At 45.1% G+C, this 26,584-nt stretch carries 28 protein-coding genes, 1 tRNA gene and 1 riboswitch; of the genes, 10 read left to right on the plus strand and 19 right to left on the minus strand.

Annotated features, from left to right (window positions below; translation table 11 throughout):
- Positions 1-73 precede the first annotated feature (73 nt).
- From SPIGRAPES_RS01435 to thpR, 3 genes are all read right to left on the minus strand, one after another.
- Entirely contained in the window at positions 74-901 is an 828-nt protein-coding gene (locus SPIGRAPES_RS01435) for a tetratricopeptide repeat protein (protein ID WP_014269000.1), read from the minus strand.
- A 39-nt stretch (positions 902-940) separates the two neighbouring features.
- Complete coding sequence (locus SPIGRAPES_RS01440) at positions 941-1,717, minus strand: class I SAM-dependent methyltransferase (protein ID WP_014269001.1); 777 nt, start codon at positions 1,715-1,717, stop codon at positions 941-943.
- Between the two features lie 61 nt (positions 1,718-1,778).
- Positions 1,779-2,312, minus strand: a complete 534-nt coding sequence (thpR, locus tag SPIGRAPES_RS01445) for an RNA 2',3'-cyclic phosphodiesterase (protein WP_014269002.1) — start codon at positions 2,310-2,312, stop codon at positions 1,779-1,781.
- Between the two features lie 229 nt (positions 2,313-2,541).
- Between thpR and SPIGRAPES_RS01450 the strand changes: the two genes are divergently transcribed.
- Positions 2,542-3,006 carry a hydrolase gene (locus SPIGRAPES_RS01450; RefSeq protein WP_014269003.1) on the plus strand — a complete coding sequence of 155 codons (465 nt, stop codon included), beginning with the start codon at positions 2,542-2,544 and terminating at the stop codon, positions 3,004-3,006.
- Between the two features lie 229 nt (positions 3,007-3,235).
- Here SPIGRAPES_RS01450 and SPIGRAPES_RS01455 read toward each other — a convergent pair.
- A tRNA-Met gene (locus tag SPIGRAPES_RS01455) sits at positions 3,236-3,308 on the minus strand.
- 148 nt (positions 3,309-3,456) lie between these two features.
- On the opposite strand from SPIGRAPES_RS01455, the gene SPIGRAPES_RS01460 reads away from it, so the two are divergent.
- From SPIGRAPES_RS01460 to SPIGRAPES_RS01470, 3 genes are all read left to right on the plus strand, one after another.
- Entirely contained in the window at positions 3,457-3,666 is a 210-nt protein-coding gene (locus SPIGRAPES_RS01460) for a zinc ribbon domain-containing protein (RefSeq protein WP_014269004.1), read from the plus strand.
- Between the two features lie 70 nt (positions 3,667-3,736).
- Positions 3,737-4,513, plus strand: coding sequence for a transmembrane 9 family protein (locus SPIGRAPES_RS01465; RefSeq protein WP_014269005.1), 777 nt, complete (start codon positions 3,737-3,739; stop codon positions 4,511-4,513).
- A gap of 9 nt (positions 4,514-4,522) precedes the next feature.
- Positions 4,523-5,104 carry a CYTH domain-containing protein gene (locus SPIGRAPES_RS01470; RefSeq protein ID WP_014269006.1) on the plus strand — a complete coding sequence of 194 codons (582 nt, stop codon included), beginning with the start codon at positions 4,523-4,525 and terminating at the stop codon, positions 5,102-5,104.
- Positions 5,105-5,166: 62 nt separating this feature from the next.
- Here the strand turns inward: SPIGRAPES_RS01470 and SPIGRAPES_RS01475 are convergent, their stop codons facing one another.
- The 7 genes from SPIGRAPES_RS01475 to SPIGRAPES_RS01505 form a co-directional block, all read right to left on the minus strand.
- A complete protein-coding gene (locus tag SPIGRAPES_RS01475; protein ID WP_014269007.1) occupies positions 5,167-5,661 on the minus strand; it encodes a heme-degrading domain-containing protein in 495 nt (164 codons plus the stop codon).
- A 3-nt stretch (positions 5,662-5,664) separates the two neighbouring features.
- The gene (locus SPIGRAPES_RS01480; protein WP_014269008.1) at positions 5,665-6,633 is read right to left on the minus strand and encodes a Gfo/Idh/MocA family protein; all 969 of its coding nucleotides are present in this window, start codon (positions 6,631-6,633) and stop codon (positions 5,665-5,667) included.
- 58 nt (positions 6,634-6,691) lie between these two features.
- On the minus strand, positions 6,692-7,462 hold the full coding sequence (locus SPIGRAPES_RS01485) for a hemolysin III (RefSeq protein ID WP_014269009.1): 771 nt from the start codon (positions 7,460-7,462) through the stop codon (positions 6,692-6,694).
- A 2-nt stretch (positions 7,463-7,464) separates the two neighbouring features.
- Entirely contained in the window at positions 7,465-8,136 is a 672-nt protein-coding gene (locus SPIGRAPES_RS01490) for a lysophospholipid acyltransferase family protein (RefSeq protein ID WP_014269010.1), read from the minus strand.
- A gap of 63 nt (positions 8,137-8,199) precedes the next feature.
- Positions 8,200-8,958: an ABC transporter ATP-binding protein gene (locus tag SPIGRAPES_RS01495; protein ID WP_014269011.1), complete on the minus strand. Its 759-nt coding sequence runs from the start codon at positions 8,956-8,958 to the stop codon at positions 8,200-8,202.
- A complete protein-coding gene (locus tag SPIGRAPES_RS01500; RefSeq protein WP_014269012.1) occupies positions 8,951-9,931 on the minus strand; it encodes a FecCD family ABC transporter permease in 981 nt (326 codons plus the stop codon). The genes SPIGRAPES_RS01495 and SPIGRAPES_RS01500 overlap by 8 nt, the downstream gene beginning before the upstream one ends.
- Positions 9,928-10,845 (minus strand): ABC transporter substrate-binding protein, encoded by a 918-nt coding sequence (locus SPIGRAPES_RS01505; RefSeq protein WP_014269013.1) that lies wholly within the window; start codon positions 10,843-10,845, stop codon positions 9,928-9,930. Before SPIGRAPES_RS01505 ends, SPIGRAPES_RS01500 begins: the two co-directional genes overlap by 4 nt.
- Before the next feature lie 55 nt (positions 10,846-10,900).
- Positions 10,901-11,074: riboswitch (cobalamin riboswitch) on the minus strand.
- A 54-nt stretch (positions 11,075-11,128) separates the two neighbouring features.
- Between SPIGRAPES_RS01505 and rnhA the strand changes: the two genes are divergently transcribed.
- The 3 genes from rnhA to SPIGRAPES_RS01520 are packed head-to-tail and all read left to right on the plus strand — an operon-like array spanning position 11,129 to position 12,685.
- The gene (rnhA, locus tag SPIGRAPES_RS01510; protein ID WP_014269014.1) at positions 11,129-11,584 is read left to right on the plus strand and encodes a ribonuclease HI; all 456 of its coding nucleotides are present in this window, start codon (positions 11,129-11,131) and stop codon (positions 11,582-11,584) included.
- Positions 11,556-12,146: a chromate transporter gene (locus SPIGRAPES_RS01515; RefSeq protein ID WP_245535455.1), complete on the plus strand. Its 591-nt coding sequence runs from the start codon at positions 11,556-11,558 to the stop codon at positions 12,144-12,146. Before rnhA ends, SPIGRAPES_RS01515 begins: the two co-directional genes overlap by 29 nt.
- Complete coding sequence (locus SPIGRAPES_RS01520) at positions 12,143-12,685, plus strand: chromate transporter (protein WP_014269016.1); 543 nt, start codon at positions 12,143-12,145, stop codon at positions 12,683-12,685. Before SPIGRAPES_RS01515 ends, SPIGRAPES_RS01520 begins: the two co-directional genes overlap by 4 nt.
- On the opposite strand, the gene SPIGRAPES_RS01525 is transcribed toward SPIGRAPES_RS01520, so the two are convergent.
- The 5 genes from SPIGRAPES_RS01525 to SPIGRAPES_RS01545 all read right to left on the minus strand — a co-directional run bounded on the left by SPIGRAPES_RS01525 (position 12,672) and on the right by SPIGRAPES_RS01545 (position 17,458).
- Positions 12,672-13,256, minus strand: a complete 585-nt coding sequence (locus tag SPIGRAPES_RS01525) for a tetratricopeptide repeat protein (protein ID WP_014269017.1) — start codon at positions 13,254-13,256, stop codon at positions 12,672-12,674. The two genes, SPIGRAPES_RS01520 and SPIGRAPES_RS01525, sit on opposite strands and share 14 nt — an antisense overlap.
- The gene (locus SPIGRAPES_RS01530; RefSeq protein WP_014269018.1) at positions 13,253-14,317 is read right to left on the minus strand and encodes a uracil phosphoribosyltransferase; all 1,065 of its coding nucleotides are present in this window, start codon (positions 14,315-14,317) and stop codon (positions 13,253-13,255) included. Before SPIGRAPES_RS01530 ends, SPIGRAPES_RS01525 begins: the two co-directional genes overlap by 4 nt.
- A gap of 80 nt (positions 14,318-14,397) precedes the next feature.
- Entirely contained in the window at positions 14,398-15,237 is an 840-nt protein-coding gene (locus SPIGRAPES_RS01535) for a carbohydrate ABC transporter permease (RefSeq protein WP_014269019.1), read from the minus strand.
- Positions 15,234-16,157, minus strand: a complete 924-nt coding sequence (locus SPIGRAPES_RS01540; RefSeq protein ID WP_014269020.1) for a carbohydrate ABC transporter permease — start codon at positions 16,155-16,157, stop codon at positions 15,234-15,236. The genes SPIGRAPES_RS01535 and SPIGRAPES_RS01540 overlap by 4 nt, the downstream gene beginning before the upstream one ends.
- A 62-nt stretch (positions 16,158-16,219) precedes the next feature.
- Positions 16,220-17,458 carry an ABC transporter substrate-binding protein gene (locus SPIGRAPES_RS01545; protein ID WP_014269021.1) on the minus strand — a complete coding sequence of 413 codons (1,239 nt, stop codon included), beginning with the start codon at positions 17,456-17,458 and terminating at the stop codon, positions 16,220-16,222.
- Positions 17,459-17,673: 215 nt separating this feature from the next.
- On the opposite strand from SPIGRAPES_RS01545, the gene SPIGRAPES_RS01550 reads away from it, so the two are divergent.
- The gene (locus tag SPIGRAPES_RS01550; RefSeq protein WP_014269022.1) at positions 17,674-18,303 is read left to right on the plus strand and encodes an adenylate kinase; all 630 of its coding nucleotides are present in this window, start codon (positions 17,674-17,676) and stop codon (positions 18,301-18,303) included.
- A gap of 68 nt (positions 18,304-18,371) precedes the next feature.
- On the opposite strand, the gene malQ is transcribed toward SPIGRAPES_RS01550, so the two are convergent.
- The 3 genes from malQ to SPIGRAPES_RS01565 are packed head-to-tail and all read right to left on the minus strand — an operon-like array spanning position 18,372 to position 22,881.
- Positions 18,372-19,982 (minus strand): 4-alpha-glucanotransferase, encoded by a 1,611-nt coding sequence (malQ, locus tag SPIGRAPES_RS01555; RefSeq protein WP_014269023.1) that lies wholly within the window; start codon positions 19,980-19,982, stop codon positions 18,372-18,374.
- Positions 19,979-21,049 carry a LacI family DNA-binding transcriptional regulator gene (locus tag SPIGRAPES_RS01560; protein WP_014269024.1) on the minus strand — a complete coding sequence of 357 codons (1,071 nt, stop codon included), beginning with the start codon at positions 21,047-21,049 and terminating at the stop codon, positions 19,979-19,981. Before SPIGRAPES_RS01560 ends, malQ begins: the two co-directional genes overlap by 4 nt.
- A gap of 2 nt (positions 21,050-21,051) precedes the next feature.
- Positions 21,052-22,881: an alpha-amylase family glycosyl hydrolase gene (locus tag SPIGRAPES_RS01565; protein WP_014269025.1), complete on the minus strand. Its 1,830-nt coding sequence runs from the start codon at positions 22,879-22,881 to the stop codon at positions 21,052-21,054.
- Positions 22,882-23,208: 327 nt separating this feature from the next.
- Between SPIGRAPES_RS01565 and SPIGRAPES_RS01570 the strand changes: the two genes are divergently transcribed.
- Positions 23,209-25,053, plus strand: a complete 1,845-nt coding sequence (locus tag SPIGRAPES_RS01570) for a glycoside hydrolase family 13 protein (protein ID WP_014269026.1) — start codon at positions 23,209-23,211, stop codon at positions 25,051-25,053.
- Positions 25,054-25,218: 165 nt separating this feature from the next.
- Positions 25,219-26,529, plus strand: coding sequence for an ABC transporter substrate-binding protein (locus SPIGRAPES_RS01575; protein WP_014269027.1), 1,311 nt, complete (start codon positions 25,219-25,221; stop codon positions 26,527-26,529).
- Positions 26,530-26,584: the final 55 nt, after the last annotated feature.

Here is a 26,584-nt window from a genome sequence, read left to right on the forward strand (position 1 = left end):
TTTTATACCTAAGATATACTTCCTTCCTGGTAAAAGGTCAAGGGTTGTATTGTACCTTACTCTCTATTTTCCCCTACAGTTTTCCAGCCAGTGCCCTCATTTTTACCGTTAGGGTAGAATCATGGCCAAAGAGAGAGATTGATTCTTGTAAAGCCCATTGTAAGGTAACTTTAGAGTTTTCTACTTGTCCAATCTTCTTATAGCAATGAGCTATATGGGCCATCAGTCCGATTCGTTCTGCATCAGTTGCCAAATCTTTCTCTGCATCAAGATAGGCCCTGATGACAATATAATGGTCCAAAGCCTTGGCATATTGTTTGGACTTTTCGAGACAGGTAGCCAAGGCGGCCCGAGCCATAATGGTCTGGTCGTTGACGTCGCTGAAGAGCTGCCTGTAGGCCTCCATTACTTTGATACGAATAGGCTCTTCTTTTGCAAAATCCTGGGCTTTATGGTAAATATCGGCTTGTAGGCAAAGAGTATCAAGATAGGTGAGGTAGTCGAAAGCTTCTTCACCCTCTGCAATCGGAGTCTGTATATTCTTTTCCAGCAGCTCTGTTGCAATGGCCTGGGCATCAGCGATACGTTCATCATCGAGAAAGGAAGCTCCAAGCGCCAGATAGGCTTCATATGCCAAAGAGTTATCCTGACCGTTCAAGGCAACCGTACCCTGGTAGATCTGCTGGGCAGTTGTTACCTCGTTAGCTGTTTCATTTGCTTCCATGTATGCCATGTTGAGCTCGCCCATTATGGTAATGTATTCCCAGTTCAAGGGACCTTTTTCATTGAAAATGGCAACACGACGTTTTTCCAGGTCGTAGATATTCTGGTGCACTTTTGCGAAATACTGTGGGTTGTCAAGTTCACTGGCCAACAAGAAGTTGGAAAAATAGTTTTCCATATAAGATATTCTGTCCTCAAGCCCTTTGCCGGGCAAGGTCTATTTGCATTTTTTTGCCCTGACTGCCAGATAGCAATCATGGACAAAACTATCAAGGATTTCACAACCGCTACTGTCGCTATAGATTCCTGTTATAGAAAACCCGCTTTCGCAGATTCCACCAAGAAGCAAGTCCAGGGTATGGCTGAATTCTATGGTATCATATTTTCGCAAACGTTTCTCGAGTTCTTTTTTAGAAAGGCTTTTGGTATCGGAAAAGGGAATGGTATACTTTACCGACAATTTTCCTTTTCGTTCTTTCTTTTCGTCAAACATATAGAGCACTGGATTGGTGACTGAAGTCAAAAGATGCCCATCTTTTTTCAAAATCCGGTTGCATTGGGTGTAAACCGATAGAATATCGTCAATAAAGCAGGTTGAAGTCGGATTGTAAATCATATCGAAGGTTTCATCACCGAATCGTGACAGGTCGAGCATATCGCCCTGCAGGGTTTCCAGATGAAGACCCTCACGCTCAGCAACCTTTTTTTCCTGTTCTATCTGTTTTATTGAGATGTCGAGAACCGTAACGATGGCCCCTGAGGCTGCCAAGAGGATGCCTTGCTGACCTCCGCCACAGGCCAGGCAAAGGATTTTTTTATCCGCTGTATTACCCAGCCAAGCGGCTGGCACGTTTTTAAAAGGAGTGAGGATAATCTGAACCTTCCCGTCTTTTGCGTCCATTACAGCTTCATGCGTACATCCATCGGTCCAGATATTTCCTCGTTCGGATTCATGGTCCCAGGCGATTCTGTTCATTTCCACATACTCTTTCATATGGCAAATGTAGCATGTTGCCTTCAATGCATCAACACAAATACAGTATTCAACGAAATAGCTACAACTCTTTGGTAAAGAGAGGGGAGTAGGTCAACAAGGAATCGACCCGGTGGGAATGTATGAGGGTAAAACTGGAGACATTGGCTCCAAACCAGGGGAAAGGTTTTTCCATAAGCTGTTTTTTTACCTCATCTGGCATCCTCACATTCCGTGCAAGCGTGAGATGAGGGCGATAGGCTTCCTGACTGAGAGGAAGTTTTAAAGAGGACAATCTCTTGGATAGAAGGATTTCAAGATGCTGCAACCTTGGATCGTTATCACCTCCGATCCACCAGATATCACCCTGGGGTTTTTCAAAGTACCCAAGTCGGGTAAAGCGCAAAAAGAAAGATTTGCACTCGATGTCCTCCATTGCTATTTTGATAGGTTCAAGGTATGAGGCTTCGACCTCCCCGAGAAACAAGAGTGTCAGATGGAGATTGCTTTCTGTGGTGTACGTGCCCCTGGTAGCATTAGCCTGGAGTAATTTTTGTTGTTCGAGTGCCCTGTTTATTGTGTCTTTATCAAACTTAATTGCAATAAATAACCGCATGGTAAAAGTATAACATATAGTTTAAGTATTGCAAAAGAATGACAGAATGAACTGTGACCTGGAGCTTGGAAGAGGGCTAGGGACGCGTATGGCAGGTCTTTTCGGGGTGGTGGTGGCAGCTATCTTCAGCGCTGGACTTATCCTGATGCAAATGCTTATGCATGCTAGGCTCATAGCTTGCAGGATACATGTTTGGGGAGTATCGTTACGTAAGGGAGGATGAATTGCTATGGATGAGCAAGTGTGTTGCCCTCCGTTTGATCCAAAGCCGTGGGAACGAACGATTGTTACTTTTGATCACCAGAAGTTTGTCCAGGTCAAAGTACGGACGTTAAACTTCATGCCCTTGAACTTTGGTTCGGTCATGAAGAAAGCTCAGGCACAGATTAATGCTGCAGGAGCAATGGTGGTAGACAATATCGCTCTCTCCAACCATGTTTCGAAGTGGATGATGGAAGTGCTCATTGCAGTGGATAAGGATGTGGCCGGAATGCAGATGAGTACACTCACCGGTAAGTTCCTGTCCAATGTGTATGAGGGACCGTTCAAGGATACCGGGATTTGGTGCAAGAATTTTGAACAGTTTGCCAAGGAAGAATCGTTTACGTTCTCCACATGGTACATGTGGTACACCACCTGCCCCAAGTGTGCAAAGAAGTATGGCAAGAACTATGTGGTAATCTTGGGTCATTAGAGACGCAAAGAAATCTAGGGTCCGGCAACAGGTTGCTTTATATACCTTGAGTATTTATTGCTAGTCTATTAGTAGTTTTCTCATTAACAATGACTCTTTTAGCTGAAAAGTTTTTAACCCAATACTATCAGATGGATTGTCCATTTTCTATGTTTGTATAATCCTTCCAATTTTCCCTTGAGCCTCTTATATGGCATAAAAAAAACTTCCCGGTTAAGGGAAGTTTTTATAGCGGCAAAGGGACTCGGACCCCTGACAAAACGGATATGAGCCGTTTGCTCTACCATCTGAGCTATGCCGCCGTTGTGTTGCCTCAAGCAACTCTGACACTATATCGGAATGCGAATAGATTAGTCAATAGGTTTTTTTTGACTCTTTTGTTGAATTTTTCTATCTTTGCCAACTCTTTTTCCTCTGGGAAGGCTAATTTTTTTGTGCTATATTCGATGCATGGAAAAAAAACAATATATCTGTCCTAAATGTGGCTGTACCCACTACGAAAATGACCAGTTCCAGGCAACGGGTGGAAATTTTGCAAAGATATTCGATGTGCAAAACAAACGGTTTGTAACAATTTCCTGTTCGCAGTGTGGCTATACGGAATTATATAAGCAACAGTCGAGCACCGGTTGGAATGTACTTGATTTTTTAATGAATTAACTACTGTTCCTTATAGCCTCCCACAAAGAAAACACTTGCCTTTGTGCCGTGCAATCGGTACTCTACTTACATGGTTGGATTCTTTATTAAAAAATCATTTTTTGACGGTTGGGATAACCTGATTGGCATGGTCTTGCACAATCTTGGCTATCTTGTGGTTCTTCTTGCTCTTTTTGGCAGCATGAGCCTTTCGCAGAATCATTTGGTGTTGAGCATCTTTTGCCTCATCCTTACCGCACTTTTGTTTGCTTTCTATTCTGCAGGTGTATCGGCTTCGACCTATGCCTATAGCAGGTATGAACGGGCAGGGTTTTCCGGATTTTCAAAAGGTTTGAGACAATCTTGGCGGCATGCCCTTCTATTCTGGGTGCTTACCCTTTTGGACATTTCCCTCATTGTGCTGGTAATTCCCTTTTATCTCAGTTTTGCCAATGCCTTCGGGACAATCCTGTCAGTAGTGCTTTTCTGGGTATTTATCGCACTGTTTTTTGCCCTCTTGTTTTTTTATCCACTATCCAATGTCATGAGTGGTGACCGACCATTAAAAACCTTGAAGAAAAGCTTTCTTTTGGTATTCGATAACCTCTGGTTCGCAATTTTCCTTGCTTTTGATGTCGTAGTATCTTTTGTGATTTCCATCTTCCTTGCAGGCTTAGCCCCCGGGGGCTGTGGCATTCTCTTGGAATGCCAGGATGCAACGAAACTTCTCATGCTCAAATATGACTACCAGGAAGCAAATCCCGAAGAAGATAGACATAAAATACCTTGGGACGAACTGTTGTATGAGGAACAGGAGTGTGTCGGGCATCGTTCTTTGAAAAATATGATTTTCCCCTGGAAAGACTAGGAACCGTATATGGCATTTGAAGTAGAATTGAAGGCCCATGTGCAAGATCCCCAGGCAATAATGGCTATCCTTGAAGGATTTGAGCATATTTCTGAACCTGTCTGTGAATATAAACAGGATATTTATTATGCAAAGAACGAAGGAGAGGAACCTCTCTTTCGTCTTCGTCGTGAAAGTTTTGGCCCCGACTTCGATTCGCTAACCGGTTCAGTCCTTTTTACCTATAAAGAAAAGACACGCAAGGATGGCATTGAAGTCAATGTGGAAAAAGAGTTCACTACCTCTGACTCACAAGGCGAAAATGCCGAACAATTCTTTCTGGCGCTCGGCTATGTGGAATATATAAAGAAAACGAAGAAAGGATATTCATTTGTCCATGCCATTGATGGTTTTTTGCCCATGCTCCATATAGAACTGGCTGAGGTAAAAAGCCTGGGATGGTTTTTGGAAATGGAATTCCTTATAGAAGACCCTTCTTTGGTAGCGCAGGCAAAAGAAAAACTCCTTGAGGTCTTGCATGCCGTTGGGTTAGGGGATTCCACTATCGAGAGCAGATATTATATGCATATGCTCAAAGATAAGGATATATAACCAATACAGGAAAAAGAGAAAGGCCCAAGGTTGCAAAACCCCGGGCCTTTTTTAATGAAAGTTTAGGTAAGCGGAACTCTGGGGACATCGTCCGTATTCAGATATCTGCTGATACAAGTAACCAATACTTCATGATCCTGTACATCAGGTAAGCCGGAAACCATCGCAATGGCTACCATCCCTACACCCTGTACAAAAATGGGAAAACCGCCCCCGCAAGAGGCATAACTGTTGGGGTCGAGACCTTTATCAGCCATCGTCTGCCCTTGTTTTTTCAGCTTAAGGGCATAAGCCAGGCTACTGACCTCAAACATTCTTACGGTGTTGAACTTACGGTCAAGCCAAAGGTCATTGTTCAGGTTAGCCCCTTCAACAGAATACTGAAATAGATTCAGCCCACTGAGCAACCTGATACCAACTGCAATTTTCAGATCCTTATCCATCGCCTCAGATACGATTATCTTTCCAAGCTCCCAAGCATCTTCATGGGTGAAAGATTCAAATGCCAGCAATTCTTCCTGTGCCGATACAATCGCCAGTTTTTCAATGGTATCCATGGTTTACTCCATAGGGTAGGTAATACCCCATTCCTTTCGCAGCCCGTCCATGATTTCCATCACTTGGATGGTTTCACTGTGGGGCATCTGTTTGCACTCGAGCTTTCCTTCTGCTATCGCCTTCTGGGAAGCCTCGACCTCATGCTCAAATCCTGTAATAAATTTGAAAGGTTTATAGTTCTCGATCAAATTATAGTCCAGGTCATATACATTGATTCCTTCACAGTTATTGATGTTCAGGAATTCAATAAAACCCTTTGTCCCGAAAATCATACCACGTCTGTCTGAATTGCAAAGCATTGAGCTGTGCAAAATTGCCATATTGCCATTTTTAAAGGTAAGGGTGATGCTGTTTGCTGCATCGACACCTGTTTCTGTCTTAGTACAGGTTGAACTAATATGCTCGATCTTGTTCCCAAATACCATCATTGCAAAGTTAATGGGATACACACCAACATCGAGCAAAGCACCGCCTGCAAGGGCTGGGTCAGTCATTCTCGGAACACCTTTGATAGGGTAGCAAAGATTCGCAGTCAAGGATTTAGGATCACCAATGATCCTTCTCTCAAGAATCTGGTCCAAAACCAGCCGCATAGGAAGATATCGAGTCCATAATCCCTCGGTCGCCAGAAGATTCTTTTCCTTTGCAAAGGCAAAAACCTTTCTAGCCTCGTCTGCGTTCACCGTAAAGGGTTTTTCACAAAGAACATGTTTGCGATGCTCGAGGCACATCATCATATGTTGGTAATGGAAAGAATGTGGGGTACAGACATACACCAATTCAACATCCTCGTCCTCCAACATTTCTTCATACGATCCATACGCTTTTGAGATGCCCCATTTTTTAGCAAATGCCTGAGCTTTCTCCAAATCACGGGAAGCTACTGCATACGCTTCGATATCCTCCATCTGGGTTATCGTGTTTGCCATTTTACGTGCAATATTCCCTGCTCCTAAAATTGCCATTTTCATAGATCACCTCCAACTCTTTTCAGTATAGACGCTCGATTACTGTTAGGAAAGAAACTTTTTATATTTCCAAAACCAAAAAACAGTTTAAAGCGAGGGAAATCATCCCCATAATGGCAAAAACAGTATTGGTCCTCACTTTCTGGGATGGTTTTACCAAAAGATTAATCAAAGACCAAAGGGCGAGCAGAATTGCAGTACTGACCGAAAGCAAGGTAATCTTGCCAAGGAGCGAAACAAAAGGAAGCAACGTTGTAAAGGCAAGTGAAGCCCTAAGACCTCCATGGGTACCTATTGAAAGAAAGAGGAAAGAGGCAGCGGCAAGGCCAAGGGTTCCCAGGACAGCAGGTATGAACTTTTCTGGGTTTACAAGCAGCACGTAACAGATATTGACCGAAGCCAAGGTTACTATTTTCAATGATTCTGAAACGCTGTAGAAAACCGGTTGTACCGGACTGTCTTTGTCAAAAAGATGATAGACACTGGATATCGTAAAGAAAGCAATGAAAAAACTGAATGCCAAAATTGACCAGATCGCCGATGACCCAAAGGTTGGATGATAGGTTTCAATAGTAATGATAAGATAGACAAGCAGGAAAATTGCACCAGAGGCCCCGATAATATCAACAATGGCATTGAACACAGAAACAGGCTTGTAATTCCTTTCGCTTCTTGGTTGCCTGTTAAAGGTATCGCTGTTGAAATTGAAATTAAAGGACGTTCCGTTTTTCAATTTGGCTGAGAATTCAATTTTATGAACCTGAGGGGCATGGTCTGAGATTTCTTTTACCTGTTTTTGGAAATCAGCGAAAACATTAGTCAATTCATCCATATTCAACTCCAAAACTTATCGGTTTTAATTTCGGCAATAAGGCGGGATACCTGCTCCTTGAGAGCATCGCAAATAAGTTGCTCGGCCTGTTTTTGGTCAGTCTTTGCCAATTCTATAGCCTGGGGAAACTCCATGGGGCTTCCTACATTTGCATAGTAATTGCGCGAAACAACAGTCATTTGTCTGCCCGCGGTCTTTGATCGTTTATATTTTACCCTTCTTTTGGGGGCAATGAGACCAATAGGAATAATAGGGACAGGGTTTTTTAAATACATCCTTGCAATGCCTGGACGAAAAACATCCAATTCCTGTTGGGTATTGAGCCGACCTTCAGGAAAAATGTAGATACTATCACCTTCTTTGAGATAGGAGACGGCAACATCCACAACTTTCTTGCGATCTTCCGGAGAAAGGGCCTTTACCTGCTCTGTCCAACCAAGGAAACTGCCGACTACAGGAATGCCAAACCCTGGACCAATGACTACATGCAAGGGGTCTTTCATCAACGTAGTGACAAAATGTACATCACTGGAACTGAAATGGTTTGAACAGAAAATCTTCGGTCCCGGAGGCAACGGTTCTTCCTGCCAGGTCTGGAAATCATAATTCAGCTGAAGGCTTAATTTCACGACCTTTCGGTAAATTCCGTGCAAGAAATGACTCAGTGGCTTCACTCGATGCTCCTATGAAGCAGTGTACGGGCTTGGGAAGGCAGGGTCAATACAATTCGCGTCCCCTTAGTACCAGGTAGGCATCCAGAGAAATTTATCAAGCATCGGGTCAAACACCTCATGGGAATGTACACCATATACTTTGAGCAGATTTTCCTTGGTGATTACAGTTTCGATGGAACCTTCAGCCATGATTTTCCCTTTCCGCAGCAAGATCACCTCATCACTGTATACTTGTACCAAAAGCAAATCATGGAGTACGCAAACGACACTCAAACCCCTATCAACCAGACGACGGAGCAAATTCATCATTTTTCTCTGGTGTTTGACATCAAGGTGGTTGACCGGCTCATCCAAAAGAAGAATCTTTGCATCCTGGCAGAGGGCACGGGCCAACAGGACCCGTTGCAATTCACCTCCCGATATCTCGGTAACGCTTTTATCACTCAGATTTGCAATGTCACAGTCTTCCATGGCCCTGTCGACCGCATGGCTAGCATCTTCGCCGTTATAGACATACCGTCCCATGGAGACGGCTTCACGCACCGTAAACCCGTATTCGATTTTTCCGTTCTGGGGAACAAAACCGAGGATCCTGGCAATTTCTTTCTGCTTCAGTGAACTGACATCCAAACCTTCGACATAGGCAACACCTTCTTGGGGAAGCAACTGTTTGTAAAAATATTTAAGCAACGTGCTTTTCCCGCTGCCATTCGGTCCAGTGAGGGCTACAAATTTATGTTCGGGAATGGAAAGTGAAAATCCTGAAAAAACAGCGTTGTGATGATATCCCCCATTGAGGTTTTTAGTTTCCAGGCTATACATAGCTGTGCCTACCTTTTCTAAGCATCCAGACAAACAGGGGGGCACCAAGCAGTGAGGTGATAACCCCAACCGGCATTTCCCCAGACTGAAGCAGACATCGGCTAAGCGTGTCGCTCCCAAGTAGCAGCAAAGAACCGAGCAGGCTGGTGGGAAGAAGCAGGTTCTTATGGTTTGGCCCGATGAGAATCCTTATTATATGGGGAGCCATAAGGCCTATAAACCCTATTACCCCAAAAAATGAAACACAGGTTGCGACCCCGAACGTTGAAAGCAACAGGAGGAGAATCCTTGCTTTGCCCATCGGCAGTCCACCGCTGAGGGCAGACCCTTCGTCAAGGAGCAGCATATCCAAATCCCTATGCCTGATATATAAGGGGATGATGCAGATCAAAGAACAAACAAAGGTAAAACCTACCTGCGACCAGGTGCTGGATGAAAAACTTCCCAGGGTCCAGAATAGGATCCGGTCATACTGTTCATGGTTGAGAAACATCAACAGTGTCATACCTGCAGATAAGATATAGTTTGCAGCGACCCCGGTAAGGATCAAGGTGGTCTGGCTGACCTTTGTATGGGAACCGATCAGGAAAATGAAAAGGGTGGTGAGCAAGGCTCCTAGCAAGGCAGAGAAGGGGAGTCCCAACACCGAGGCATACCCAAGTGTTATGGCTAGGGCGACCCCAAAGGAAGCTCCGCTCGAAACACCTAAAACAAAGGGGTCAGCCATAGGGTTTCTCAGTGCAGATTGGAAAACCGCACCGGAACTTCCCAGAATGGTCCCGCAGAAAATTGCAGCCAGGACTCTGGGAAGGCGAAGATTGAAAATGATATAAGGAAAGGAAGGGTCTGTCTCATTTCCCAGAAACGTTGCCAAGGTATCAGCAAAGGAAATTTTCGCTGGTCCCAACGTGAGAGATGTAAAACCTAACAGAATGATACAAAACGTAAAGATGGTGGAAAGATGACGTTTCAAAGGGATACCTCAGGGTGGATAGCCTTTGTCAGGGCTATCAGTGCATCGGCGCTCCGGGGTCCCTGCCTGCTCAGCATGTCAGAGTCGACTAGAATAAATGCACCTTTTTTGGTTGCAGACAAATCGCTGTAGGGTTTTGTCGTTGAAAAGAGGGAGAGGGTTTCCTCTGCCGTTTCTCCCCACCTTGGGCTGACAATGATCAAATCGGGATTCTGCTTTACCAGTAATTCCTTGCTATAGGTCCATTTTGTAGCATCCTGGGCAATGTTTATTGCCCCAGCCATGGTAATCATCTGGCTGATAAAGGTATCGCCGGTGGCAGTCCCGTCGAAAGAACCGAAATCGACCATATAATATACCCGGGGTTTACTGAGGTCCTTGCTAGCTTCCAATACTTTTGCAACGTTTCGTTTCATGGAATCGACTAGGCGTTGTCCCTCTGCTTCCTTTCCTATAATCAAGGCAATGTCTTCGATCAAAGCATACGTTCCCTCAAAGGATTCCTGCTTATTGATGCACACTACCTTAATGGAAGCTTTCTGCAGAGCTGTGATCAGCTGGTCGCTTACGAAGGAACTTGCAAGTACCAAATCAGGTCTCAATGCTATGAGTTTTTCAACCGAAGGGTTGTACAGTGTCCCGATACTTGGCAAAGAAGCAACCTCAGCAGGAAAATTGCAATAATCAGTCCTGCCTACAAGCCGGTCAAGTGCTCCCAAAGCTGCTACTGTCTCTGTGACATTCGGGGCCAGGCTTACAATCCTCATTGGTGTTGGTAAAAGAGCTATCTCGTTGCCAAGGCTGTCAATGTACGTCTGTCCTACATTTTTCACCTCTGCCTGAGGTTGTGAGAACAGCGCCAGGTTGCTACTCAACAAGGCTATGCAGATAATCAATAGTTTGCATTTTTTCATAAGGCCCCTTTGGAATAACGGGCATGAACCATACCCAAGCCTATACTCCGTAGGCTTTTCGTAAAAATCTGCGTCAGGTCTCCTGGCTTAGGCATACTCAGAATCTACGACTTCCCGCATCATGCAGTGTCTTTGGTGTAGATTCCCAGCCTTTACAGTGGCGGGACCGCAGGGGCTTTTACCCCTTTCCCTTGGCGTCAGACACCTTATCCTACGATTGTACCATCATGGTGTCAAGCTAATCAGGTTGACCAGAATAAAACCGTAGGATACTATCGCCTTTATGGAATATGCACAGATAGAAATCTATACTGATGGTGGTTGTAGCGGCAATCCCGGTCCTGGTGGCTGGGCTTATGTACTTCGAGCCGATGGCGTTTTTGAAAAAGAGGCCAGTGGCGGATCAAAGGCTACCACCAATAATCGAATGGAACTGACAGCGGTCATCGAGGCTTTGAAGGCCTGTCTTTCCTATAACCCTAAAAAAGTAATCATCAATACCGACAGCCAGTATGTGCGAAATGGGATTACCTCCTGGATTGCCAAGTGGAGAACAAACGGATGGCGTACCGCTTCCAAGGAACCAGTAAAGAACAAAGAATACTGGGTTGCATTGGATACGTTGAACCAACAGCTTCCTGTCACCTACAATTGGGTAAAAGGACATGCTGGCATTGAATTGAATGAACGGTGTGATTCTCTTGTGCGCAATGAAATGGATGCAATTCTCCGGGGGTAGTTCCATGGATTCTGAAAAACCTAGTCTCTGGTCCCTGTATATTTCTTTCGTGAAAATCGGGGGGCTTACCTTTGGCGGAGGGTTGGCCATGCTTCCTATGCTCCAAAAAGAAGTAGTTGAGAAACACCATTGGGCAACCGAAGATGATTTGCTCGATTGCTATGCAGTAGGGCAATGTACCCCGGGGATCATCGCGGTCAATACTGCGACCATGCTAGGCTATAGAAAGCGAGGTATCCTGGGGGGAATCGTCGCCACTTTGGGGGAAGTAACCCCCTCGCTGGTAATCATTACCTTTCTTTCTGCCTTATTAAAGCAGCTTGAAGGGAACCTAATCATGGAGCAGGCTTTTACGGGGATCAGGGTAGCAGTCTGCGTCTTGATAGCGCAAGCAATTTTGAAACTCTACAAGAAAAGCATTATCGACATTCCTACCATCATACTCTGTGCCCTAACAATCATAGGAACTGTTTTTTTAGGTTTTTCCCCTATATGGTTCATTTTTCTGGGTATAACCTATGGTCTTTTGGTGCAAAAACTGAAAAGAGGTAAGGCAAAATGATTTTTTTGAGTCTCTATTTTGCATTTTTTAAGATCGGCCTGTTTGCCATCGGAGGCGGCCTTGCAACCTTGCCCTTTCTCTATGACCTTGCAGAGACCCATCCTCTTTGGCTGACTGCCAAAGACATTGCCGATATGATAGCAATCTCTGAATCAACGCCAGGACCTATCGGTATCAACATGGCAACCTACGCCGGATACTTGACTGCAGGTCCTTTGGGCGGCATTATCGCAACACTGGGTGAAATAACCCCCAGTATCATCATAATCATCGTCATTGCAAGGTTTCTAAGCAAATTCGACCAGAACAAGTATGTCAAAGATGCTTTCTACGGATTACGCGCGGCGGTAATCGGCCTCATTGTGTACGGAGGTTCAAAAGTATTTCTTGTAACGTTATTCCACGGTACCCACCTGCAATACAAAGAGGCAATACTGTTTGTCGTCTTATTTATCCTTGCTCAGAAAGGCAAGAAAGTGCATCCGTTAATCTGGATTCTCATCGCAGCAATCGCTGGAATAGTGTTTAAACTTCAGTAACAGAGTCAAGATAGGCTTCGATCAAGGAATAGGTGTTTTTTTCTCCCTCCAGGATTGCCAGAGTCGAGATAGCCCTTTCCACTTCTTCCTGTCGTTCCAGCAGAAAAGTAGCTTCACTTCGTGCAACGTCTTCGAATCCTTGCTCGAGGGCAAATTCCATCACTGTTGCCCTCAGTGCATAATCCCCTGCATCAAGGCTGATTATTTGCCGGTAAACCTGAAACGCTTCGTCAGTTTTCTTCAATTTTATGAGGGCTGCCGCTTTCGCTTTCAAGAACCGAAGCTTGGCGGGATAAGAATTGAAAGAAACATCACACAGGGTAATTGCATTTTCATATGCACCGCTGGCAAGCAAAACGAGGACCTTGTTATACAGGACCTCGCTGTCTTGCGCATCGATAGCAAGTGCTTTGTCAAAAGCATCCAATGCCATCTCATATTCTCCATTGTCGAGATATACAGTCCCAAGTTCCTTGAGTGCAGCCAGGTCTTTTTCATTTTTCCCCAGACCGGTTGCACAGGAAGCGAGACAAAGTATGCAGACAATGGAGACTATGAAATACTTTTTCACCTTCCGAGTACCGTCTGTTCGATTTCCTTGACCTGTGAGCGGTACAGATTGGTAATCGAAGAACCATAGTCGGCAACAAGCTGGATCATGTTCCGGGGATTGTCTATCCCGTCTTTTCCGTTCAACCTATCGCCTGCATCACCGAGACCGGGAAGAATATAGGCAGCTTCGTTGAGTACAGGGTCCATCCAAAGCGTGTAGACCTCAGCCCCTTCGATTGCCCTGCAGATCCTAAGCGAACCCTTCAAAGCACTGATTACATTGATGAATTTGACAGATTTTGGTTTTATATTGTTATCCTTGAGATATTTGACAATGGTAACCAGTGAACCTCCGGTAGCGTTCATCGGATCTGCAAAAATAAGATCCTTGCCATCGAGTTCCTCCAGCTTGAAATAGGAACGGTCAAGGTCGAGGATATAATCCATATTGGCTTCTTTTTTCGTGTCATCACGTTTGATCTTGAACAAGGCAAACGGCGTTACGAAATTATCTACTGAATATTCTTGTATTTCCTTGCTGATAATCATGCTGGGAAGCAAAGCACCCCGGAGCATAACGCACATGACACTGTTATGGATCAAGGAATCTACATCAGGGATACGGTGAACCGCATAGTTGCGAACCGGTGAGGTTACCGGGGTCTGGGTTATGATACTTCTCTTTCTCGGAAGGGCAGCATCGGCATACACATGGGAAAATAACATTTCATATGCTCTCTGTATGAAATACAAGAACTCTTCATGCTGAGTATCAGGAGATCTCAACTTTGCGATGAGACGGGAGGCTTGTCCGTGTTGTTCCTCAGGGGTCTCAAAGGAATACACATGTATCCCCGGTTCCTCCGAACATACTTCTTTCAGGAATTTCCCGATTTCGGCTGCGCTTTCCACAATACCCCTGCGTGCTTCTTCGAGTTTCATGATATCGGTTGCACTTTCAAGGATGGCACAATGGGTAAGGGAATTCTTGTATAGGGCATCAACGTGAGCAATTTTCTCTTTGTCAGAGTCTTTGAGAAAACCGTCTAGGTCCGTTGCATGCAGTACTATTTTATTCATATTGATATTTTCTCCTGTTCTTCGCAGAATTTTACCCGAACTTTCCCCTTTGCACAAGGAAAGTCAGTTCATATATATCACTATCCTTTGACAGCGCCTGCAGTGACACCTTTGATAAATTGCTGCGACATGAGCAAGTAGAGAAATAACACAGGAATAGCCGAGAGGGTCAACACCGCCAGTACCTTGGACCAGTCTGTCTGATACTGCCCGAATAGCCTGGTAACCCCCAATAGCAAGGTCTTCGATTTTTCTTCATTGATAAAAATCAAAGGAAACCAGAGATCATTCCAGAACGGTATGAGGTTGTATATGGAAACCGTTGCAAGAGCAGGTTTAACCAAGGGAACTATGATAAGGTAAAAAATCCTGAATCGACCTGCTCCATCGATAATCCCGGCTTCAGTGAGTTCCTGGGGGATCTGACGGATAAATTCCGTAAGTATAAAGACCCCTACCGGTATGCCCATGGCAACATAGATGGGGGGAAGAGACCAAATTGTATTGAGCAAATGCATGAACTGCATGATCTCAAGCAATTTTATCGAGGCTATCTTGATGGGAAGCATCATTCCCGCTATCAAAAAGAAATAGAAAAACCTCGACACTTTGCTTTTCCAGTTTGCCAGGGCATAGCCAGCCAGTGCCGAAACGGTTGTCATGACCAGCAGGGAAAGCAGAACTACCACCAGGCTATTCTTGAAATAGTTGATAAAGTCACCGTCTTGAAGTACCGTGACGTAGTTTTGAAAATTCCATTTCTTGGGTATCCAGAAGGGATTTTCGTAAATGGAAAGCCTTGTTTTAAAAGAATTAACAAGGAGAACCCAAAGAGGAAACAAGACAATAAAACACCAGACAACCATAATAAAATGACTGACAACATGACGATTCTGCATCTTGAGGGAATTTCTCATCATAGTGCCCCTCCCTGCGTTTTCTGTAACGTTGGGACAACACCCAAAAGCAATACAAAAAAAGTAATGGTGGCAATTGCAGCACCAAGGCCAGGATCTGGAATACCTATCGGGTGCTGCCCTGCGATACCATAACGGTAAAAGAGCGTTCCAATCAAATCAGTGGAATATCCAGGTGCACCATTCACGTTCTCCATGGCAAACACTACATCAAAGGCATTGAAATTGTTGACGAACGTAAGCACTGCGATCATGCCGACTACCGGTTTTATCAGGGGAAGTTTTATTCTCCAGAACACCTGGGAGGCATTCGCTCCCTCTATCTGCGCAGCTTCCAGACAGTCTTCGCTGATATTTCTCAGTGCGGCTACAAACATCATCGTCGGGATACCCATCCATTGCCAACAGGAGACAAAGGCTACACAGGTTAATGCCGTACTGGAATTGCCAAGCCAGGGCTGCTTGAGAAAGGGCAATCCTATTTTCTCAAGAAAATCGCCTGACCAAACAGGATTGAGCATCAATTTCCATAGATATCCGGTTACCAGTACAGCGAATGTAGTCGGTATGAACAGAATGGTCTGGTAGACTTGCCGGCCTTTCATGGTTTGGTTGGTCAAAATAACTGCGAACAATATTCCCAGGCAGTTTTGGAAAATCAAATGAATACAGAAAAAATACCAGGTATTTGCAAAGGCACCCCAGTATCGTTCAGATATTGTTGCATCGAGAAACAGCTTTCTGAAATTTGCAAAGCCTATAAACGTACGCGCTTGCCCGCTCGTTCCCGTATAGAGGCTAAGCCGAAGGGAATCGAGAAGGGGGAAGGCCATAAAAATACAATAGAATAACAAAGCGGGAATAAGATAGAGAAACCAATGCAAAGAAGATTGTTTTTTTCCGATTTTGTGTTTGGATTGCATGGGTTTTTCCTTGCTAGTCGAAATACCGGGGATGAAAGATGCCCATCCCCGGTTCCGTAATGCTATTTCATCAAAGCCTGGATTGAATCCGCAGCCTGTTTGGGGGTCATCTGGTGTTTCATCACCTTTATGACAGCTTGGTCCATGGGAGCATACAGATTCATCAGAGCCGGCCAGACAAACCGTGCATCGGTTTCCTTACCTGCATTGAGTGCCAAAAACTCGTTTGCATGTACATCATCAAGTTTGATGTTGAATTTGATCATAGGGAAATATCCACTGGGAAGATTCTTGCTGGCAGTGGTTGCCCCTTCTTCGGTGCAAAGCCAGGTAAGGAAGGCCTTGGCTTCCTGGGGGTGGGCAGTAGCGTTATTCATGGTGATTGCCATATCTGGATGGAAACAGATTGCAGTTTTTCTCCCCAAAGGGGCAGGTATTGCGAAAAGGCCCCAGTCAAAGGAAGCATCTTTATAGACACCTGCGGTCCAGCTGCCATCAACGAACATGACAGCTTTCTGGCTATTGAACAAAACCTGACTGTCATTGTAGGTGACCGATTCAAATCCTTGTGGACAATACTGGGCTACTTCTGCCATGGCCTGGAAGGCTGCAACAAAGTTGGCATCATTGAGAGGCAGTTTCCCGCTTTCATATTTCACCCTCTGGGAGGCCCCGCCGATATAGTTTGGCAACAGGCCCAAAAAGAAGGTTTCAAAGATGTCCCATTCATCTGCAAGCCCGTTTGCCAGAGGAGTATAACCCTTTGCTTTCAGCTTGGCATTGAGAGCTAGGAAATCTTCCCAACTCTGGGGAATGGAGAGCCCTTCCTTTTTGAAGATATCCTTATTGTAATAGACGGCATGGGAAACTGCGGCAAAAGGAACGGCAAACATTTTTCCGTCACTCATCTGCCAGGGAGCCAGATTCGATGCAGTAAAGTTTTCCTTGAGCCCGCTAATATTCGAACAATCATAGAAATACCCAGCATTGAACAGTTCCTGCCCTGCAGCATAGCTTCTCGCATACATAAGATCGGGACCGGTTTTGCTATCAAGTTGAAGACGTAAGGTCGCATTGTAATCAGGGGGATTGGTAGGCTGGAACTTGATAGTTACGTTTGGTGCAATTTTCTTGTATTCACTGAGCAGCCTATTCATCTGTTCGACATCATCGGTTCTCCAGGAACCCATGGTGAGGACAACCTGTTCACCCATAGCATCTTTTGTTCCTTGGGCTGTGAGAGGCACAACCAAGCCGAGAAGCAACATCAGAATGACAAAATACCGTACATTTTTTTTCATTGCCAAAAACTCCTCTTGTGTGATGATACTTACATCTTTTTTGAGTATACCACCGAATGAATGAGCAAGAAAGCTTATGCTCATGGTAATATTTTTATTAAAACAATGAAAAATGAATTTTCATGAATCGCCAATATGAAAAACCTTTTCTCTGAGTGGCGACAAACCTTTTGTTTTTTGGTAGACTCAATTAATCTTCTGAAACGAGGTGTACAATGAATCTAGTGTTTCTCGGCCCTCCGGGAGCCGGCAAGGGAACAATCGCTTCCCAGGCAAAAACCCATTATGACATTCCCCATATCTCCACGGGGGACTTGTTCCGTAACAATATCAAGAATGAGACAGAGCTTGGCAAACAAGTCAAGGCAATCCTTGCAAGCGGAAACCTGGTTCCCGACAGTGTAACCATCGCCATGGTAAAAGACAGGCTCAGTGAAGATGATGCCAAAAAAGGATTTATCCTTGATGGCTTTCCCCGCACCATTGCCCAGGCTGAGGCTCTCAAGGAAATGACCGGGCTTGACGCCGTGGTAAACTTTGTGTTGGATAGGGAAGACATCGTCAAACGTCTCAGCGGGCGCAGAGTCTGCAAGAGTACCGGAAAAACCTACCACATCATATACAGCCCACCCAAGGTAGAAGGTATCGATGATGAAACCGGCGAGAGCTTGATCCAACGGGATGACGATAAAGAAGAGGCTATCATCAACAGGCTTGCAGTCTATGACAAACAGACTGAGCCCCTTATTGCCTATTATCGCGAGAAGGGAATCCTTATCGATATCGATGCAAAACCAGCTCCTGAGGAAGTCTTTGCCTCCATGGTCAAGCTACTCCAGAAATAACAAGTCTTTACCAGACAACGAAAACAGTCTTTCCTTGTATAGAGGAAGGCTGTTTTCATACTCCTGCATTACAGTGAATCATCTTCAGCAGGTTTCCTTACCATTCTTTTTATTTTATCGGCTTGCATTTTCAGGTGCTCAAGCTCCTCTTCGTCTCCAAGCTTTCCACTTCTGCCATAGATTCCTACAAGTTGAGAAAACTGCTCTGCCTTTTGCTGGCTGTTCGCTCCTTTCTCCATTCTCCAGGACCAGTTATGTTGTCCACAGGTAGAAGGTATGTTCATCCTGGCCTCAGAACCAAGGGACAATATGTCCTGCATCGGAAAGATTGCATATTTTGCATAGCTAGCCATAATTGAGCGGATCATTGCCCATGCCAGATGCTTATCGCCACAACCAAAGTACCGTTTTACCCTAAGCTTGTCTTTGCCCTCAAGATTTTCAAACCATCCCTTCACCGTATCATTATCATGGGTTCCTGTGTAAGCTACGCAATTATACGGATAATTGTGAGGCAGAAAGGTATCATGAGGATTTGGCCAGTCTGCCTTATCACGGGAGAAACCGAACTGGCAGATCCTCATACCCGGAAAACCGTTGGTTTGCCGGAGCTCTTCGACTTCTGCGGTAATGAAACCCAAGTCCTCTGCGAGGATTGGCAAAGAACCCAACTGCTTTTTAACCTCGGAAAAGAAGTTTTTTCCCGGTGCTTTTACCCACTTGCCATTTTCAGCCGTCTTATTCCCATAGGGAACTTCCCAATAGGATTCAAACCCACGGAAATGGTCAATCCTGAGTATGTCCGTTTGGTGGAACATAGAACGGATTCTTTGCATCCACCAATGATAATTGTCATTTTTCATTTTCTTCCAGTCATATACCGGATTGCCCCACAGTTGACCTGTGGTACTGAAAAAATCGGGAGGAACTCCACTCACACCCTTGTAATGCCCTTCCTTATCAGTCTTGAACAACTCGATATGACTCCAGGTATCTACGGAATCGGGCGCGACAAATATGGGGATATCGCCCACGATGGAAACCTCATGTTCGTTTGCATAGGATTTAAGCGCCTGCCATTGTTTCTCAAAGAAATACTGGAGAACCTTCCATACCGCAATCTGTAAGGGAAACCGGTCTCTGATAACTTGTAAGGCAGCAGGGTCGCGATCGCCTTCCTCACGGTTCCACACGCTGAACCACCTTGAATCCTGATACCGTTCATAGAGAACCATAAAAAGGGCATAGTCTTCCAACCAGTAACGATTATCATTGCAGAACGTTTCAAATCCTTCTTGATCCTTGCCTTCTGTCAAAAAGGCCTTGGCCGCCTTTTTCAAGAGAGGAAGTTTCCAGGCATCCACCATGGAATAATCGATATGGTCGGAAGGGAAGGGAGGCGGGGAAGCAACATCTTTTTGTGAAAGCAAACCTTGTTCAGTGAGCAGGTCTAAGCAAAGCAACTGTTCATTACCTGCAAAGGTGGAACGCGCGGCATAAGGAGAATTGCCAAAGCCAGTGGGCCCAAGCGGTAACACCTGCCACAACCTGACATCGGCCATTTGCAAAAAATCAACGAATTCATAGGCAGTTTTCCCAAAATCCCCGATCCCATATGATGAGGGCAGGGAAGTAGGATGCATCAAAATACCTGAATAACGACGATCTGATGAGTTCATATTTCTTCCTTTACCCCTGCAAGGGACTGACGGTTGATTATAGTGAACGGAATTTCCATATGGGTGGACCCCAGAGAGTCCCCGTTGATCATACAAAACAGTGCTTCTGCGGCAAGATACCCTTTTTCCCCGGCAGGCTGGTCGATAGTAGTCAAAGCAGGGGAGATAAGCTGGGCTTCAATGATATTGTCAAACCCGACCACAGAGACATCGTTCGGAACAACAATCCCATGTTCCCTGAAATAGAGTATACACCCGATTGCAACGATATCACTCATCGTAACAACGGCAGTAGGCTGTTTATTCAGCTTTGAAATAAGATGACCGGTATGCTTGCCATCCTCAAGGGTACATTCACTAACCACCTGGAAAATCGGACTATCTTCACCATAGAGGGAAAGCCCATATTCATTAAGGGCTCTCTCATACCCACGTTTCCTTCGTTTGGGAACACTTGCCTCAAATTCATCAGAGGCAAAAGCATCTTCACTGAGACTTACGATGGCAATATTCCTGTGCCCTTGTTCCAATACCAGTTTCATGATTCTATAGGCAGCCTGTTCATCCTGGATGTTGACAGAGGGCATACCTTCAGAGGGGGTTCCGTCAATGGTAACAAAGGGAATCTTCCTGGTCTTCATAACATCAACGATATCCATACCGACTTGCATACCCATAGTGATCAGACCATCGACAGCTGCTGATCGTACTGCATCGGTAATACTTTCGTTCAACGGCGGGATCAACGTAAGGGTATATCCATATTTCTGGCATACGCTCCCGATTCCTTGAATGACTTGCAGCGTATACGGATTACGCATGGAGTAATGGATAATCTGGGGCAGCAGAAATCCAATGCTCAAATGCCGTCGAAGGGAAAAATTCCTTGCCATCGGGTCCGGGATGTACCCAAGCCGGTTGGCAGTGTCTAGAATGACCTCGGCGGCTTTCTTGCTGATCCTTGAAGGAGTGTTGAAAGCAAAGGAAACAGCAGTTTTCGAATATCCACTTTCCCGCGCAATATCTTTGATTGTAGGACGTTTTTCACTCTTTTCGTTCTGTTCCATCGCTAATTCCTTCTCAATAGGAGATATTGGTAAGGTCCAACGATAAACGGAGAACCATTGAGTTGCACATCCCTTTGACTAAACACTTCCGTATAGGAGCCGAAAGCAGGGTAATCCAGGATTATTTCCTTCTGGTATTCGCTGAAATTGGCAATAACCAAGTGCTTTTCTCCCCGTTTCACCGCAATCACCGAAATTTCGTTTGTAGAAATCACTTTCTCTTCGGTAAAAGAGCTAAAATCCTTCTCCTGTGCACGGTAGGCTGATAAGGTCTGTAGAGTCGTCCAGACCAAAGCTGCGTCAGAATCCTGAGGTTTGGAAAAATGTGTTTTTTCCCAATCAAAGTAAGGGCGATGCACATTCCTGCTGTCATTCTGCAGTGCAGGTACCATCTTATAGGAATAGTCATTAAGCTGGGCTATTTCATCGCCGCTGTAGAGAACCGTTATCCCTTTACAGAAATATATGAACGAATGGGCAAGCAACAGACGTTTGATCGCCAACTCCTTCTGGTACTTGTCATGTGTTTTATCTGCCCTTTCAAGCCCACAGAGCGAGGCAGAAGTCCCGCAATTGCGTGCATCAAGGGTCTTCTGGTTGAATTCATACAATTCCCCAAGGGAAAAAGACCCTTCGAACGTTCCGTGGTAGAAGGAAATCAAGAACTGCGTATGTTCAAAAGGGGAGAATCCCAAGTCCCGTAAATCCCCATACTCAATTCCCCAACCAATGTCATCATGACAGCGTAGGTAATTGACCCAGCAGGAAGAGGGAGGGATATCGGTAGGAAGTTCAGTGAGACACTTCTGCAAAAGCCTGGTGTCGCGTGTGGCAAGCGAATTCCACATCTGAACCATCAGCGATACATTATATAGCAAATGACATTCGGGTGCGGCTGTTGTCCCGAAATACGCGGCAACTTTTTTCGGAGACATGACCACTTCGCCTTTTATGATACAGCAAGGTGCAACAATCTCCAAAGCGAGGCGGAATAATCTGATAATCCAATGCACCTGTGGCAGGTTTCTGTTTGGACTTCCCCATTGTTTCCATATATAGGGGATGGCATCAAGGCGAAAAACCTCGACCCCAAGGTTCGCAAGGTACAGCACATTGTCGAGCATCGAGAGGAGCACCTCAGCATTGCCATAATTCAAATCCCACTGGAAATTGTTGAAAGTCGTCATTACATAGCAATTACAATCGGGAAGGTAGGTGAAATTCCCTGGTGCCTGCTGGGGGAAAACTTCCTCTGTCGTTGCTTCATAGGCATCTACCTCTGCTTTGTCAAAGACAAAGAAATACCGTTTTTGATCCTCTTTGCTTCCCTGCCTTGCAGCAAGTGCCCAGGCATGGGTGTCAGCGGTATGGTTCAATACAAAATCAAGGCAGACACTGATCCCAGCTTTCCTGCATTCTGTTGTCAGGTGTATAAAATCCTCAGTAGTCCCGATTTTCGGGTCAAACGATTTGAAATCCTCAACTGCGTATCCACCATCATTGTGTTCTTCTGGCATACGGCTACAAGGCATTAGATGCAGGTAACGAACACCACAGGAAACAAGATACGGAATTTTTTCTACAAGACCACGAAACGTAGCATTGAACTTATCGGTATAGAGCATTTGCCCTAGTATGGTACTATCCATGTACCAGAGGGGGGTTTCAAGCCTCTCTGCATCCAATTGTTTCAAATCATTGTTTCGCTGGCTGTAGCGCTTTCTAAGCATGGTGAAAAAGGCTTCTGGAGAACAATTGGGATACATTTTTTCCCAGAGGTTTTCAATTTCACTTCTTTTCTCATGTAACCTGGAAGACAGTGTAGATTTCATAGCTGGTATCAACTCTTTATTGCACCATCGCTGATGCCTTTGATGATAAATTTTTGAAGCAAGCACTATAGGTTGCTGCTTTTTCAAACCAAGCGGTATCCCTAGCTGCAAACTGAAAACCATTCGCTATCAGGAAAAACGAACAGAAAGGCCAAACTCTTTTGCATCGCTTCTATGTATGGATTTCAAAAAACTTTTAATGGCTTACAAGGTACGGTTTTTCTTGAAAACACTGCTTACCTACTGTAATATGATCCTATACTAAACCGGTTTTCTAAACCAGTCAACAATATTTTTATATGACATATATACACTTGTGGAGGTACTATGGAACATTGGATGACAAAGATAGACAGCATGGTCTCAAAAACCTATGTACATCCCCTTTATCCTAAAAAAGGGCAGAACGTTACACTCAGTATCTTGATTCTTGAACCTACTGTGCAACTTGCAGTGTCCCTTGTTGCCTTTGCCAAAGGCGGGATGTATACCATTGCTTGTACGAGGGATGATAGAAACTATTACCATGCTGAAATCGAAATGCCAGAAAAAGAGGATCTCTTTTGGTATTTTTCACTGGTTTCACCTATAAAAGCCTATTATTACAGCAAGCTCGGTTTGCAAGGTTCCATTCCATCCTTCCACGACTGTTTCCGCCTCATTGCTGATTTACAGATGGCAAGCTGGGTCTCAGGTTCCACGTGTTATCAGATTTTTCCCGATCGCTTTCAAAAAGGCGACGCATCCTGTGGAGCGAAACCGGGACAATATTCATTCGACGGCGGGTCGGTCACTGTCCATAGTTTTGATGAAAAACCTTTGGATTTTGAACAGGGACGATGTCTTGATTTTTTCAATGGCGATCTCAAAGGCATAGAGAATGCCATTCCCTATTTCAAGGCAATCGGAGTAAACACCCTCTATCTGAACCCTATCGGGGTTTCAAAAACTACCCACCGCTATGATTGCTGTGACTTTTTTCATATCGATGAAAAACTGGGCGGAGATGAAGCTTTTGCCAATCTTTGCAGGAAACTGCATGAAAACCATATGAAAATCATCGTAGACATATCGATCAACCACACGGGGACTGCCCATCCTTGGCTGCAAAAAGCCATTACCGATAAAAACTGCCTGGAAGCATCCTATTATTATATACAAAAGGATGGATCGGTAGCTTGCTGGCAGGATGTACCGACTTTGCCACAGCTTAACTATAACAGCCAGGACCTCAGGGACCTGATGTACCGAAAAGCGGACAGTGTTATGAGAAAGTTTCTTGCCGAGCCTTTTGCCCAGGATGGTTGGCGCCTTGATGTTGCCAATGAAGTCGGGAGAAGGGGGAAGGACCAGTTGTGCCAGGAAATATGGAAAGAAGTACACGCTGCTGTAAAAACTGACAATCCAAAAGCGTACCTGGTAGGAGAAAACTGGTCAGACGCTTCTTTCTATCTGCAAGGAGATCAATGGGATGCAACGATGAACTACCTTGGTTGTTCAAGGCCGTTGCGCTCCTGGATGGGGGAAACCGACCGCTTTATGTGCAGCGGTTGGGGGCATAACCCATCACCTACCGTTCCTTACACAGGATTTGAACTTGCCCAGGCCCTTGAAAGCCAGCTTGCAAGCCTGCCTCCACAGATGTGGTACCTGCAGATGAATCTTTTAGACAGCCACGACACCCCCCGTCTGCACAACAACAAGGATATTTTCGACTGGGACATCTATAGCGGATGCGTAATGCTCATGTTCCTTTTGCCGGGGATGCCAAGCATCTATTACGGCGATGAGGTAGGACTGGAAGGACCCTATGGTTCTGTTGAATCCTCGCGATATCCGATGCAATGGGACAGAAAAAAATGGGATACACGGTTTTCTTCCCTCTATGCTGACTTGGGGGTAATGCGCAAGCGTTATGCAAAACTGTTGGCCTTTGGAAGCTGGAAAATAGCCTACATTGACAATGAGACCATTTGTTTTGCACGCTACGATGAAGAACAGGCCCTATTGGCAATTCTCAATAGGGCAGAGAATGCGAAAACCATTACCATTTCCAATGGGATTTTGAGAATCAAACAGGTAGGGAAGGGTCAAACCGTAAAGGTCAATGATGACGCTCTTACAATAGATCTTCAGGCCAAGCAAAACTGCATCCTAAAATGCTCCTGTTGAAAACAATACCGATCTTTATCTTGCCCCCGCAGATCCGGGGGCAATTATTTTGAAGGAATGCATACATTGTTCTGAAAAATTATAAAAAAATAATTTGACAAGGAAAGCCCTGTCTGATATTACTTAATTCATTGAATGAAATATTAATTTCAGGAGGACCCGAACATGAAGAAGACGTTTGTTGTGTTGCTTATCATGTGTTTGTTGGCCGGTTCTGCAATCTTTGCAGCCGGAACAAAGGAATCTGGGGCAAGTAGTGATGGGAAAATTCATCTCAGGACCTACATGCAGATTGAGCCAGCCGATTCTCAGTATGCAGGCCATAATGCGATTATGGAAGGTTTTGCGGCTAAATACCCCAATATCGTTTTGGACAGTGAATATGCCAGTGGCGAATCCTTCCACCAGAAGTTCCAGGCAATGGCTGCCAGTAAACAAATGCCGGATGTATTCACCGTGTACGGTGGAGCAAGAACCGGGTATATCACCGAAGCAGGACTTGCCATGGATATCGGCAAAGAATATCTGACCGATGATTTCAAAAGCCAGTATTCTGCCGCCACTTGGTCTGCACAGGGGATGAATGGGGAATTCTGGATGGTCCCTCCTTCACTTGCCGTCTGCCATACCGTATATAGCAATGATGCCATTTTGAAACAACTCGGCCTTACCTTCCCGGAAACCTATGCCGAATGGCTTGCCCAGGTCCCTGTGATCAAGGCAGCTGGATTCTATCCGGTTTCCATGGGAAACAAGGATCAGTGGGTTGTCAATTCATGGCTTTTGAGCCTGCTTGTCGATCGCCTTGGCGGTCCTGAATGGTTTATGAAGGCGGCTAAGGGACAAGCATCCTTTACCGAGAAACCGTTTGTCCGTTCACTTGAAATCATCAAGGAAATGACCGACAAAGGAATGTTTTCCCCAGGTGTAAACCAAATGTCCAACAGTGAGGCCGACCAGGAATTCTACCAGAAAAAGAGTGTGTACCTGATCGATGCCGGCTGGAGAACCAGTGGGATGGATAAAGACCTTTCTGCCACCATGCAGAACGGAATCTCTATGCATGTATTCCCTGCAATTGCAGGTGAAGTAAGACACAACACCTCAACGGCTACTGTCAGTGAAGGCTTCGGTATCAACTCCGCACTCAAGGGCACCGAGAAAGCCGATGCAGCCTGGAAGTTCATCCAATATTATACCGGTAGCGAAGGCGCAGCCATCAGGGCACAGCATGGTGAAGTACCAACCTACAAACTGGACCTGAACAGTATTAAACTTGCAACCATGCAGGCCAAATTCGCACAGTTCCAGAGCACGCACGAAATGGGCTATGTATTTGATGCAGTGATGGGTAGCGAAGGGGTATCGATGTTGAACCAAGATATCCAGGCTATGATGCTTGGAAATGGAACACCTGCCGATATTGCCGCTACATATGAAGCTTATGTCGCCAAGAACGACTCAAACCGCATCTAATCCTTTTATCCTGCCGGGAGGGGAGACAGAACCCATCCCGGCTTATCCTTACAAA

It is taken from the genome of Sphaerochaeta pleomorpha str. Grapes, from assembly GCF_000236685.1.
GTDB classification, from domain to species: domain Bacteria; phylum Spirochaetota; class Spirochaetia; order Sphaerochaetales; family Sphaerochaetaceae; genus Sphaerochaeta; species Sphaerochaeta pleomorpha.